The organism is Streptomyces sp. NBC_01176, from assembly GCF_045039825.1.
Lineage (GTDB): Bacteria > Actinomycetota > Actinomycetes > Streptomycetales > Streptomycetaceae > Streptomyces.
Genome location: NZ_CP108600.1, coordinates 9,608,694 through 9,621,908, shown reverse-complemented (window position 1 = coordinate 9,621,908; position 13,215 = coordinate 9,608,694). Strand labels below are relative to the sequence as shown.

Below are 13,215 nucleotides of genomic sequence, written 5' to 3'. Positions count from 1 at the left end.
CTCCGCCACGGGGTGAGTCCTTCTCCGCTGCTCGGCGGGGGCTCGAATCGCTTCCCCGGCGCGGTGAGAACCAGAAGCGGCCCGGGACCGGTTGCGCCCATCGGGTCCTGCCGGCGTGGGGATCCGCCCCGGGCTCGGATCGCAGGTGTCAGGTGAGGCGACGGAGGGAGTCGGGGGTGAGGTCGGCGAGGGCGGGGTAGCCGTCGACGGCCATGATCAAGTCGGCTTCGGCGAGCAGGGCCCGCAGGACGTGGACGACGCCGGCCTCGCCTCCGTGGGCGAGCCCGTACGCGTAGGGGCGTCCGACGCCGACGGCGGTGGCACCCAGGGCGACGGCCTTGACGATGTCGGCTCCCGTGCGGACACCGGAGTCGAACAGGACGGGCGTACCGTCGGCCGCCCCGACCACGGCCGGCAGGACGTCGAGGGCGGGCAGCCCGCCGTTGGCCTGGCGTCCGCCGTGGTTGGAGCAGTAGATGCCGTCCACGCCGCCGTCCTTGGCGCGGCGGACGTCGTCGGGGTGGCAGATGCCCTTGAGGATCAGCGGCAGGTCGGTGATCGAGCGCAGCCAGGGCAGGTCGTCCCAGGTGAGCGGGTTGCCGAAGATCTTCACCCACTCGGAGACCGCGGCTGCCGGGTCGTCCTCCGGGCTGCGGGCGAGGCGGGCACGGAAGACGGGGTCGCTGGTGTAGTTGGCCAGGCAGTGACCGCGCAGCTGCGGGAAGTTGCTGATCCCGAGGTCGCGTGGGCGCCAGCCGGTGATCCAGGTGTCCAGGGTGACCACGATGCCCTTGAAACCGGCCTTCTCGGCTCGGTGGACCATGCTCTCGGCCAACTCCCGGTCGGTGGGGGTGTAGAGCTGGAAGAAGCCCGGGGTGTCGCCCCACTCATCGGCGACCTGCTCCAGCGGATCGACGGTCAGCGTGGAGGCGATCATCGGCACGCCGGTGCGGCCGGCGGCGCGGGCCGTGGCGAGATCGCCGTGGCCGTCCTGCGCGCACAGCCCGATCACACCGACCGGGGCCATGAACAGCGGCGCGGGCAGGCGCATCCCGAACAGGTCGACGGACAGGTCCCGGTCCGTGGCCCCCACCATCATGCGCGGGACGAGACCCCAGCGTTCGAACGCGCCGACGTTGGCCCGCTGGGTGCGTTCGTCGCCGGCGCCACCGGCGACGTACGAGCGGAGCGACGGGGACATCGCGGCCTGAGCCAGTGGCTCCAGGTCGGCATGCGTCATCGGGAAGCGCGGCGTCACCCCGCGCAACCCGTCGAGATAGATCTCGTCCTGGTAGTCGGCGAAAGCCATGCTCCAACCCTTCTCCACGCCCGCCCGCCACGGGCTCGCGAAGTCCACAATGGGACAATGGTGGACACAAGCGGCCAAACGCAGGATTCTGTCTCACGAGGCGTGGAAATGCAGGATGCCGCTCCGCCACTGCTGACAGAAGACGAACTGGCGCTGATCAACGGCCTGCAACTGCGGCCGCGGGCCTCGTGGGCCGAGCTCGGACGCGTGCTGGAGGTCGACCCGGTCACCGTCGCCCGCCGCTTCGGCCGTCTCTCCGATCAGGGGGCCGCCTGGGTGGCCTTCTCCCCGGGTCCGCGCCTCTTCGAGCAGATCTGCGTGGCCTTCATCGTGATCGACTGCGTCCCGGGAGCCGCCGCCCAGGTCGCCCAGTCACTGAGCGCCCACCCTCACATGATCACGATCGAGCGGGCGGCCGCCGGCCACGACATCCTCTCCGTCGTCGCCACCCGAGACCTGCCGGCGCTCTCGTCCTACACCCTCGACCTGCTCCCGCGCTGTCCCGGTGTCACCGCGGTGCAGGCCCGGGTCGTCACCCACATGTTCACCGAGGGCGGGCGATGGCGCATCGCCGCCCTGGCCCCCGGCCAGCGCGCCCGGCTGGCCGACCGGACCCCGGCCCGAACCCCCGTCACCCCTGGCGAGATCACCTCTCTCGACCGGGCCCTCGTCATCCGGCTCGCCCACGACGGCCGCGCCCCCTACCAGACCCTGGCCCACGACCTCGGCGTCAGCCTCTCCACCGCCAAACGGCGCCTGGAGCAGCTCACCCGACGCGGCCTCTTACGGCTCCGGTGCGACTTCGCCCGCCCCCTCGGCGGCTGGCCCGTCTCGGTCACCTTCTGGGCCAGAGTCCCACCGGCGGCCCTCCCCGACATCGGTCACGCCCTCATCCAACTGCCCGAAACCCGCAACTGCGCCGCCGTCAGCGGACCGCACAACCTCGTGCTCCAGGCCAGCCTGCACTCCGTCAGCGACGTACTGCGCCTGGAGACCCAGCTCGCGACAGCCCACCCGAGCCTCGACATCGTCGACCGCGTCATCACCCTGCGACAGGACAAGCTGCTCGGGCACCTGCTGGATCCCCATGGCCGCTCCGTCGGTGTCATCCCGCCCGACCTCTGGGCGGAACCGGCCAGGTGACGCGCACAACTCCACTGCCGGGTCAGCCGGTTGCCAGGTCTCGGCGCCCGGTGACCGACCCATGTCAATAACCAGATAGTTACTTGCTAGGGTGAGCCGTATGCCACGGGATTCCAGCGCCACCAAGGCCCGGCTGCTCGACGCCGCCTTCAGCGAATTCGCCACCCACGGCATCGCCGGTGCCCGAGTGGACCGGATCGCCGAGGCCGCCGGAGCCAACAAGCGGCTGATCTACGTCTACTTCGGTAACAAGGAGCAGTTGTTCGACGAGGTGCTGCGACAGGCGATGACGGCGGGAGCCGAGTCCGTGCCCTTCGACGTCGAGGATCTGCCCGGTTACGCCGGAGCGATCTTCGACCACCTCGTCGCCCGGCCGGACCTCATGCGCCTGCGACTGTGGAAGCTGCTGGAGCGCCCCTCCACCACCGGACTCGAACCGGACGCCTTCCGGCACAAGGCCGCCGAAGTGGCCGTCGCCCAGGAGCGCGGCGGCCTCGCCCCGGAGATGCGGCCGGACGATCTCCTGACCATGGTCCTGGCCGTGGCCCAGGCGTGGTTCTCGGCCGCCGAGGATGTCGACCCCGGAGGGATCGACCAGTCCTGGTCGCGCGAACGTCTCGCCCTGCACCGCTCGGCGGTCGTCGAGGCCGCCCGCCGAATCAGCGAACCGAAGACCGCCGACGTACAACCATGAGGGCATGGGGACATGGGGACATGGGGACATGGGGCAGCCGACCTGAGGGAGTGAGGCGGCCACAGGCGCCCGCATCTCAGCACTGAGGTGTCCTGGCCCTCCGGGACGGTCCCGTCAGGACAGGCGACACCGTGCTCGACGTCGGCCCAGGTGGGCGGGTCAACCATCCGCCCGTACCGACAGCCGGCCGTCACTCGGGGCGACGACGGGCTGCTCGTATGCCCCCGGTTGCCGCCGACCGCTGTGGCCGGGCGGACAGGGCCGGTTGAGGCGTGCCTTCTGCTCACGCGACTGCGGGAATCCTCCGGTCGCACTCCCCCGCGATGCCCTGCAAGGCGTCGCGGCCAAGCTCCGTGGATTCGATCCGATGAACGGTTCGGGAACGGCGGGTAGGGCTTCGACGAAGAAAGGTGATGGGCCTGGTGAGCCGGGCCGATTTACCGCAACCCTTGCCGTTGATGGTCGGTCTGATCAGCGGCGCCGTGCGGTTCGGCGCTCATCCGCCATCATCCGGAGGAGATTCCCGTGGTTCGTGCTGCCTGGCCCGCAGAGGGTGCGACGCAGGCGCCGACATCGCCACCCCACTACCCGGGCGGCGGCGAAACGGCGGGTGGATCGGGGAGCGGAAGGCCGGCCCGGTCAGCGGCCGGAGCACCGCTTCGCCTCGACATCCAGGGTCTGCGCGCGCTGGCGGTCTCGCTGGTGGTGCTCGCGCACGCCGGCGTCCGCCATGTCTCGGGCGGCTACATCGGGGTCGATGTCTTCTTCGTGATATCGGGCTTTCTCATCACCTCGTTGCTCCTGCGCGAGCTGGCGCGGGACGGCCGCATCTCGGTGCGGAAGTTCTACGCCCGCCGGGCGCTGCGGCTGCTGCCCGCATCGACCGTCGTCGGGCTCGCCACGCTCTGCGGCGCCTGGCTCTACCTGTCGAAGATCCGCTTCGAGGAGTACGTGGGGGACGCGCTCAGCAGCACCCTCTACGTGGTGAACTTCCGGCTGGCGAACGCCGGCACCGACTACCTCAACGCGGACAGCCCGCCGTCGCCCTACCAGCACTTCTGGTCACTGGCGGTCGAGGAGCAGTTCTACCTGGTCTGGCCCCTGCTGCTGTGGGGCGGCTGGACACTCGCGCGGCGCAGGACCGGGCTGGTGGCGGTGCCGTTCGCGATCCTGTGCGGGATCTCCTTCGCGCTGAACGTGCAGGTGACTGGCACCTCGGCCTCCTGGGCGTACTTCGGCTCGCACACCCGCTTCTGGGAACTCGGCGTCGGTGCGCTGCTCGCCCTCTCCGTCGGCAGGCTGGAGCGGTTGCCCACGTGGGCAACCGGGCCGATGACCTGGATCGGGCTGGTCTCGCTGCTGGTCGCGGCGGTGCGGTTCGACGACAACACGCCGTTTCCCGGGTACTACGCTCTCGTGCCGGTGCTCGGCGTCGCCCTGGTGCTGGCGGGCGGATGTTCACCGGCGCGGTACGGCGCCGGCAGGTTGCTGTCGCTCCGGCCGGCCGTGTGGGTCGGCGGTCTCTCGTACAGCTGGTATCTCTGGCACTGGCCGGTGCTGATGATCCTGCCGATGGCGTTGGACAGACCGGCGACCGCACCGTTCGGGCTGGTGTCCGCGGCGATCGCCCTGCTGCTCGCCTGGGTCACGCTGCACCTGGTGGAGAATCCGGTGCGGTTCCACCGGGTGTTCCGCGGCCGTCCGGTACGGGCACTGGGGCTGGGGGCGGCACTGACGGCGGGCGCCGCCACGGCGGCGCTGGTCGCGACGGGTTTCCCGCCGCCCATAGCCTCGGACGTGGCGGCGCCGGGGCTGAGGAGCGCGCTCACCGGGGCGGCCGATCCGCAGGCGAGGCTGACCGAGCTGCTGGACGGACCGCATCACAGTCTGCCGAGCAATCTGACGCCCGGACTCACCAGGATCAAGGGGACGTTCTCCCAGATCTATCGGGACGGCTGCCACATCGGCTACGTGAGCACGGCGACACCTCCGTGTGTCTACGGCGACCGGTCCGCGTCGAAGGTGGTGGTGCTCTTCGGGGACTCGCACGCGGCCCAGTGGTTCCCGGCGCTCGACCGGCTGGCCAGGGAGCGCCACTGGAAACTGGTTTCGATGACCAAGTCGTCGTGCAAGGTCTCCGCCGTCACCACCGTCTACCAGGGCGAGCCGTACGTGTCCTGCGATCAGTGGCGCACCCGGCAACTGGCCAGGATCAGGTCTCTGCACCCCGCTCTGGTTATCACGTCCTCCTCGGACTCGGCCGACCTGGCCCGACCGTCCGGCGACCCGCGCCGCCAGTGGACCGACGGCTTCGAGCAGACCTACCGGGAACTGGTGAGGAGCGGCGCCGAGGTGCTGGCCGTCGTCGACACCCCCTGGCCGAAGGAGGACGCGGTCGACTGCGCGGGGACCCATCCGCTGGAGCTGGAACGGTGCGCGTCCGGTATCGCGGACGCGGTCAAGGACCCCGGCAAGAAGCGCGAGATCAGCGACGCGGCGGCGGCCACCGGAGTCTCGGTGGTCGACCCGGCCCCCTGGCTCTGCGGCACCGGTGGCTGCCCCGTGGTGGTGGGCGACACCTTCGTCTACCGGGACGACAGTCACCTCACCGAGTCCTACGCCGAGGCCATCGCACCTGTTCTCGGCCATGAGTTGACCGCGCTCTACGGCGCCGATCTGAGTCGGCACCCCGGACGGAGCTCCCGCCTTGCGGACTCTCGCTGACGGCCTGCGCCCGTGAGCAGGGTCCGGCCAACGACGGCCCAGGTGGGGGGATGTGGCGCCCGAGCTGGAACTCGAGCAGCTCCAGCTCGTCCTCGTCGCCGAGCGCCATGGGGTGCGTCTCCGTCGAAGCGGCGCCCCAGCGCCGGGATCAGCCCGGAGGCGTAGCATTTCTCCTGCGGGGCGGCGGCTTGTATTGCTGCCCAAGCCCCACATGGCCGCGGGAGACGCCCACGGCACGGCGATCCTTCGCAGGCCGCAGCGCCTGCGATCGGAGGCTGAGATGACCGAACCCAGTGATAAGTGGGTCGATCGGCTCAAGAATCTCACGGGTGATTCGCCCGGAGAGAAGAAGGCCGAGGAATTCGTTCATGACCTTTACACGACCGCCCAGAACGAACTCGATGCCCAGCGTGCCCAGGCGGAACTCGAGCGCGAGGAGTAGGCGCCGACAAACCCTCTCCCTCGACTTCCCGCCGATTCAGCACGGCCAGGTGGTGGCTCCGGATCGTCAGTCGAGGGCGTCCAAAGAGGCCTCGGCGATCGCCATGAGGGACGCGCGGTCGGGGTTCATGGCACCCATGACTCTGAGCCCGTGCATGGTCATGATGAGGTACCGGGCCAGGTCCCTCGCATCGCGCTTGTCGGACAGCTGACCGTCCGCCTGCGCTTCCGCCACGACCTGGTACAGCGCGTCCTCAAGCAGCTCCGTCGTCGACTGCACATGCGCGGTGACCTGCGGGTCGTAGGCCGTCCGGCCCACGACGGCGCCGACGATCAGGCATGCTCGTCGGCTGCCGTCCCGCACGATGTCGTCGATCGCCGCGACCAGGACGTCATGCAGCAGCTCACGGCCCGGGGCTCCCTGGCGAAGGATCTCGACCAGCGGCAGGGCGTAACGGTCCCGGTAGCGGTCCATCGCCGCCAGGTACAGGCCCTCCTTGCTGCCGAAGGCCGCGTACAGGGAGCCGCGGCCCACGCCCGTGGCCTCGACGAGGTCCTGGATCGATGTGCCGTCGTAGCCGTTGCGTTGGAAGGCGTTCATGGCCGCCTCCACAGCATGTTCTGTGTCGAACTCCCTGAGGCGCGCCATAGCGGCCGAGTATACACAGGTCAGAACGATCGGTACAGATTTTTCGAGGCTGTCGCCACCGTCACAGATTATTTAATGACCGATCGTTCCTGATACTGGTAAGGTCCGGATTCGGCAGGTCGGAGAGTCAGCCGGACGCACGGATCACAGGACGCTCCAGGTGGATCCGACCGCCCTTCCAGGCCATCACATACTCCCGGCAGGCCACGACTTCGGCCGTGCCGGGCAGGGAACGGAGCGACATGTCCGACCGACTGGAATCCAAGGTCCTCATCGTCACCGGAGGCACTTCCGGCATGGGTTCGGCCTTCGCGAGGCGGGCCGCGGCCGAGGGCGCGACCGTGCTCATCGGGGCACGTGACAAGGAGCGCGGCGAGGCGACCGTGGCGGAGATCGCCCGGGACGGCGGGAAAGCCCTCTTCGTCCCGACGGACGTCACCGCCGAGGAGGACATCGCCCACCTGGTCGACGTCGCGGTCGAGGAGTTCGGGGGTCTGCACGGCGCCTTCAACAACGCGGGCGGCGGCGACATCCAGGGAACGATCCGGAACACGGAGGCGTCGTTCTGGGACCGCGTCATCGCCCTCAACCTGACCAGCGTCTTCTACAGCCTCAAGCACGAGATCCCGGCGATCATCGCAAGCGGTGGCGGCTCGGTCGTCAACAACGCCTCCGTGGTCGGTGTGGCGGGCGATCCGACGGCCGTCGCCTACTCGGCCGCCAAGCACGGCGTCGTGGGCCTCACACGTTCCGCGGCGCTCGACGCCGTGAAGGAGAACGTGCGGGTCAACGCCCTGGTGACGGGCTTGGTGAACACCCCGCTCTGGCGTGGCTTCGCCGCGGACAACCCGGAAGCCGCCGGCAGCCTGCTCGGCCGGCAGCCGGCCGGCCGGGCCGCCGACGAAGCGGAGATCGCCGCGTTCGCCGCCTTCCTGCTCAGCGACGAGAGCCCGTTCATCAATGGCGCGGCCCTCGCGATCGATGGCGCGCTGACTGCCGGCTACTGAGCCTCGGCCAGCACATCCGGCCGCCGGTCCCTTCCCGGCGCACGACCACGATCCGGCGGCGGCGCCAAGGCGGACGGGCTGCGCGTCGTCGCGGACGCGGCTCCCGCCGACGAGGAGCTGGTTCGCTCGCTGGGCGCCGATCGGATCGTCCCCCGGGGAGCCGGTATCGCCGGGCGCGTCCGCGAGGTCGTTTCCGGCGGCGTGGATGCTCTCGTGGACGCCGCGGTCATGGGCGTCGAGGCGCTCCCCGCCGTTCGGCCAGGCGGTCAGATCGCGCTGGTGCGCAGCGAGGGGGAACCCGGTACCCCTCCCCCTCCCGGTACCCCTCCCCCTGACGAACACGGGGATGTGACGGTCCGACACGTGTTCGTGCCCGACTATCGCCATGCCGACGACAAGCTCGACGCCCTGCGCGTCCTCGCGGAGGAAGGCCGGATCACCCTGCGAGTCGCGCAGGCGTTTCCGGCCGAGCGGGCTGCCGACGCACATCGCCGTTTCGAAGCGGGCGGCGTGCGCGGCAGGCTCGTGCTCACCTTCTGATAAGGGAATTCACGTGTCTCCCCTGGACGCTCGATAAAGTCTCTCGGACTGCTGATGATGGTGGGTACGGGTCGGGTCGTCCTAGGGTCGGGGCATATCCAGCCCCCGCTTTTCCGAAAAGGCACCCTGTGAACACTGAACAACGTCTGGTCACCCCTTTCTCCGCGCAATCCACAGCCGCCGAAGTGATCGAAGGGATCGATCTCACCGGTCGACGCGCGATCGTCACCGGCGGCGCATCCGGCATCGGCACCGAGACCGTCAGGGCTCTCGCCGCGGCCGGAGCGGAGGTCACGATCGCGACCCGCCGTCCGGAGGTGGCGGAACCCCTTCTCCGGGAAGACGCGGGTGCCGCCGGGACCGGCTCCGTGCGGATCGCGCCACTGGATCTGTCCGACCTGGCCTCGGTCAGGGCCTTCGCGCAGGCCTGGAGGGGGCCGCTCGACGTGCTCGTGGCGAACGCCGGCATCATGGCCGTTCCTCAAAGGGAGGTCACCGCCCAGGGTTGGGAACTCCAGCTGGCCACGAACTTCCTCGGCCACTTCGCTCTCACCACGGCCCTGCACGGCGCCCTGTCGGAAAGCGGCTCCGCTCGCGTCGTGATGGTCAGCTCCGGAGCGCACCTGAACGCGCCCTTCGACTTCGACGACCCGCACTTCGAGCGGCGTCCGTACGACCCCTGGATCGCCTACGGTCAGTCGAAATCGGCAGAGGTTCTCTTCGCCGTGGGCGCTGACAGATGGTCCGGAGAAGGCATCACGGCCAACGCGCTCAATCCCGGCTACATTCTGACCAATCTGCAGCGGCACCTCGACGACGACACCATGCGTGCGTTCGGGGTCATGGATCCCGAAGGCAACCTCACTCCGCTGCCCTACTACAAAACTCCGGCTCAGGGAGCGGCGACGTCCGTGCTGCTCGCGGCGTCGCCCCTGCTCGACGGCGTGACCGGCCGCTACTTCGAGGACAACCAGGAAGCGGCCCTCGCGACGAACGACAGCACCACTCCGGGTGGCGTGGCCCCCCACGCCCTCGACCCGAAGGCGGCTGATCGTCTGTGGCAGTACGCTTCGGACGCGCTGCGGCTCTGATGCGCGCTGCCGGAACGGCGGCCGCGGGGGGCGCGCTTCGCGCCGGTCCGCCGCGGCCGCGACGCTCTTGCTCAGCGGTGATCCCGGCTCCTACCGGTAGGTCACGGTGATCGGTGCGTGGACGGTGTGCCGTGGGACGTTCACGGTCAGAATCCTGGTGGCGGCGTCCCAGTGGTACGCCTGCGGGGACAGGTGTACGCCCGTGGCAGTGACACGGGTCGGCTTGCTCGCTCCCATGATCGAGAGGGTCCACCGGCGGTGTTCGACCTGACCGCGGAAGGAGCCCTTCGTGGGGCTGATCGACACCGTGTGACGCCCGCCTGCTTCCTTGTACCGGATCTCCGTGGTGGCGCTCCGGCCCCGGCCCGCGGCCGTCGCGTCGTCCTCGTAGAGACTGGAGGACCCCGAGCCGCCCGCGGCGACGGTGAGCGTGACATCCGTCAGCGCGTTGTGGTCGTCGTGGGCGACGTTGTGCGTCCTGGTGGGCAGCACGCCACCGGCCTTGAGGAACACCGGCATGGTGCCCAGGTCGGTGGTGACCTCCTGGGTGGTCCCACCGGTGTACGTCCTTCCGGTGAAGTAGTCGGTCCACCGGCCGGGCGGGAACCACACCTTGGTCGTGGTGGAGGTCCCGGGCGTCGTGACGGGGGCGACCAGCACGTCGGGACCGTAGAAGTACTCGCTGTCGGCGGTCGCGTACGCCTGCTGCTCGTCCGGGTACTCCACGTAGGTGGGCCGGACGATCGGTACGCCGGTCCGGTTCGCCTCCTCGGCGAGCGTGTAGGTGTACGGCACGAGGTTCTCGCGCAGGTTGAGGAACTTCTCCGCCGACTCCTCGGCCGTCGAGCCGTACTGCCAGGGCAGCCGGTCACTGTGGTTGCTGTGCAGCCGGTCGACGGGCTGGAAGGTACCGAACTGGACCCAGCGCGCGTACAGGTCGTCGGGCAGCTTGTAGGTGGTGCGGGTCTGCCCGCCGACGGTGTACCGCTCCGAGCCCGTCAGCCCGGTGGTGTCGTTGTGGCCGCCGATGTCATGCGTGATGGCGGCCATCCCCGTCGCGGCCGACTCGCCCGGGGTGTAGCCCACTTCGAACTTCAGCGTTCCCCAGGTGGAGGAGGTGTCGCCGGTGAAGTGCACCGTGGTGCGCTTGTCCGCCCAGGGACCGGTGGGCAGCGCCTGCTGACCGCTGTATCCGCCGGCCTGGAGGGATCCGTAGGCGCGCGAGAGGACGAACCCGCGGCCGAGGGACTTGGCCGTGGCGGTGGCGTACTGCTGGTTGATCCACGCGTCCGGAGTCACCCCCGGCAGCGAGGACTGCGTCGCGTCACAGCACCAGTCGAGCCACCAGAAGTCGTTGCCCTGCTGGTCCATGGTCCGGTGCAGGTCCATGTACGCCTTGAGCTGGTCGGGATCGGCGAAGTCGAAGGTGTAGCAGTCGTGGGTGACGCTGGCGTCCGCGGCACAACCGCCCTTCTGCAGCTTGCCCTTGGCCGTGGCCATGGCCTGCCCGAACTGGGGATCCGAGGCGAGGATGCTCGGGTGGACGTTGAGGGTGTTGTGCAGGCCCTGTGACGCGGACCAGCCGAAGAAGCCCTTCGGATCGGGGAACTTGGCGGGGTCGATCTCCCAACCGCTCCAGGAGTTCACGGCTTTGAAGTCGGTGTCCGTGACCAGTACGTCGAGTGGGACGCCCTCGGACCGGAACTTCGGTAGGATCGTGTTCTCGTAGTCCGCCGCGGTGCGGTCGATGTACTCCGAGTACCAGACGCCGTACGCCCAGGCCGGCAGCAGCGCGGGGGGCCCGGTGAGCGTGGCCAGGTCGGTGAACGCCCGCTTGTAGTCGTGGCCGTAGCCGAAGACGTAGCCGTCCTGGTAGGGCTCACCACCGTGCCCCGGACGTGGGGTGACCTGCTGCGAGGCGATGTCGTACAGCGCCGAGGGAGTGTCGTCCAGCAGGTACCAGCCGTCCTGGTTGAGCAGTCCGGGTGTGGTCACGGGGGCGTCGCCGTTGCCGGTGACGCCGTCCAGGCCGCGGCGGTATCCGCCGAGCGCCAGGTGCGGCGGCGGCGCCGCGGCCGTGGGCGCGGCCACGGAGACGGTGTCCGCGTTCACGTGGCAGCTCGCCGCGTCGGGGCAGCTCAGGGTGATGTCGTTCGCACCGGCCTTCAACGCGACGGGCATGGAAGCGCTTTGCCACGTGTCCCAGTTCTCCGTTGCCGGGAAGGACAGGGTGCCGGTGGTCCCTCCGACGGACACGGACGCGGTGCGCGTGTCGTGCCGGCCGTCGGCGCCCACGCCGTTGGCGTAGCGGACTCGCAGGGTGTAGGTGCCGTCCGCGGGAACGTCCACCACGTGGGTGGTGAGGCTCGAGTCCTGGGTGAGCTCGGCGACGAAGCCGTTGCCGGCGTATCCCTTGTGATCGGTGGCGCCGACCGCGGTGCCGCCGATGCGCCCGGCCTCCGCCTCGCAACTCACGCCGAACCGGCAGTCCGCGATCGCGGTGCTGGATGCGGGCGGGTACGCGTCGCCCGGGTGGACCAGGGCGACGCTGTCGATGTTGACATCGCCCGAGTCCGACGCGGTGCGGGTCAGCGTCAAGGTGTGGTGTCCCGTGCCGAGTTGGACACGTGCGGGGACGAGATCCCAGGTGTCCCAGTTCGCCGTCGGCGGCAGACTCACCTTCTGCTGGGCGCCGCCGTCCACGGAGAGGGTCAGGGTACGGGTCTCGGACTGACCGTCGCCGCCGCGGGAGTTGGCGTACCGCAGGTCGAGCTGGTACGTGCCCGCACTCTTGACATCGATGTCAGCGGAGAGTGAGCTGCCGGTGCCCTCGAATCCGGCGGTGAAGCCGCTCCCGGTGTAGCCCTGGTGATCGGACGCGACGGAGACCCCGCTCGACCGAAGGTTCTCGGCCTCGCACAGGGCCTGGAGTGCGCAGGTCAGGTGTTGCCACGGGGTGGCGGTCACCGGGTTGGCGCCGGCCGTCGGTTGCACCGTGAGGTTCTGCGCGTCGAACTGCCCCGAGCCGATTCTGTACCGCAGGGCCATGGCGCTCGTCCTGACGGTGAGCCAGCCTCCGGAGGTCTGGGCGGTGTACGCGGTCGGGGTGAACCCGTCGCGGCCGATCGCGTTGAACGTCGGGGCGTCGGTGAATTTCCCGTCACCGGCGTACTCGGTGCGTATCAGGGTCGGTGAGAGGATCTGGAAGCGGGCGTCTCCTGCCGAAACGGTCGGTATCCGGGGGTGACCGTGCGATCCGTCCGCCGATGCCCTACCGGTACCGGTCGCTGTCATGGTGGCGGTGGTGCACAGGACCACGGCAAGACCGGTCCACCCGCGCAGGGATCTCAGCAGTCGCCTCGCTGACCGGGGTCTCATATGCGGCTCCATTCTCACGTCGTCCAGTTGGCTCGTCCAGCCCGCACCGGTCGCCCTCGGAGGATTCCCGAGTCGCCCGGGAGCACGGCCATGGCGCGGTGTCCCTAAGGATGATTTACATCGTTGGAGAGAACATGCGCGATGAAGACGACAGACGCTCGAGATGGTCCGACTGAGCCACCGCCGTGACCAACGCCTTTGACCGCGAGGCCTGTTGGCGGGGCGACAAGACGTCCGTC

10 protein-coding genes are annotated in these 13,215 nt (G+C 69.6%); 7 read left to right on the top strand and 3 right to left on the bottom strand.

Translation table 11 applies throughout. From position 1 onward, the window contains the following. Positions 1-148: 148 nt before the first annotated feature. Entirely contained in the window at positions 149-1,309 is a 1,161-nt protein-coding gene (locus tag OG199_RS41940; RefSeq protein WP_405834176.1) for a lactate 2-monooxygenase, read from the bottom strand. A gap of 108 nt (positions 1,310-1,417) precedes the next feature. On the opposite strand from OG199_RS41940, the gene OG199_RS41935 reads away from it, so the two are divergent. The 4 genes from OG199_RS41935 to OG199_RS41920 all read left to right on the top strand — a co-directional run bounded on the left by OG199_RS41935 (position 1,418) and on the right by OG199_RS41920 (position 6,312). After that, positions 1,418-2,452 carry an Lrp/AsnC family transcriptional regulator gene (locus tag OG199_RS41935; RefSeq protein ID WP_405834174.1) on the top strand — a complete coding sequence of 345 codons (1,035 nt, stop codon included), beginning with the start codon at positions 1,418-1,420 and terminating at the stop codon, positions 2,450-2,452. A 100-nt stretch (positions 2,453-2,552) separates the two neighbouring features. Next, positions 2,553-3,146, top strand: a complete 594-nt coding sequence (locus OG199_RS41930) for a TetR family transcriptional regulator (protein WP_356805155.1) — start codon at positions 2,553-2,555, stop codon at positions 3,144-3,146. A gap of 525 nt (positions 3,147-3,671) precedes the next feature. Further along, complete coding sequence (locus tag OG199_RS41925) at positions 3,672-5,870, top strand: acyltransferase family protein (RefSeq protein WP_405834172.1); 2,199 nt, start codon at positions 3,672-3,674, stop codon at positions 5,868-5,870. A 280-nt stretch (positions 5,871-6,150) separates the two neighbouring features. Further along, complete coding sequence (locus OG199_RS41920; protein ID WP_401803181.1) at positions 6,151-6,312, top strand: hypothetical protein; 162 nt, start codon at positions 6,151-6,153, stop codon at positions 6,310-6,312. Positions 6,313-6,378: 66 nt separating this feature from the next. Here the strand turns inward: OG199_RS41920 and OG199_RS41915 are convergent, their stop codons facing one another. Then, positions 6,379-6,912: a TetR/AcrR family transcriptional regulator gene (locus tag OG199_RS41915; protein ID WP_356805160.1), complete on the bottom strand. Its 534-nt coding sequence runs from the start codon at positions 6,910-6,912 to the stop codon at positions 6,379-6,381. Between the two features lie 290 nt (positions 6,913-7,202). On the opposite strand from OG199_RS41915, the gene OG199_RS41910 reads away from it, so the two are divergent. From OG199_RS41910 to OG199_RS41900, 3 genes are all read left to right on the top strand, one after another. Continuing rightward, positions 7,203-7,967 carry an SDR family NAD(P)-dependent oxidoreductase gene (locus OG199_RS41910; RefSeq protein WP_405834169.1) on the top strand — a complete coding sequence of 255 codons (765 nt, stop codon included), beginning with the start codon at positions 7,203-7,205 and terminating at the stop codon, positions 7,965-7,967. 78 nt (positions 7,968-8,045) lie between these two features. Next, positions 8,046-8,507: a zinc-binding dehydrogenase gene (locus tag OG199_RS41905; protein ID WP_405834845.1), complete on the top strand. Its 462-nt coding sequence runs from the start codon at positions 8,046-8,048 to the stop codon at positions 8,505-8,507. 185 nt (positions 8,508-8,692) lie between these two features. Beyond that, positions 8,693-9,598 carry an SDR family NAD(P)-dependent oxidoreductase gene (locus tag OG199_RS41900; RefSeq protein ID WP_401803185.1) on the top strand — a complete coding sequence of 302 codons (906 nt, stop codon included), beginning with the start codon at positions 8,693-8,695 and terminating at the stop codon, positions 9,596-9,598. Positions 9,599-9,688: 90 nt separating this feature from the next. Here the strand turns inward: OG199_RS41900 and OG199_RS41895 are convergent, their stop codons facing one another. Continuing rightward, entirely contained in the window at positions 9,689-12,892 is a 3,204-nt protein-coding gene (locus OG199_RS41895; protein ID WP_405834167.1) for a TIM-barrel domain-containing protein, read from the bottom strand. Between the last annotated feature and the right edge of the window lie 323 nt (positions 12,893-13,215).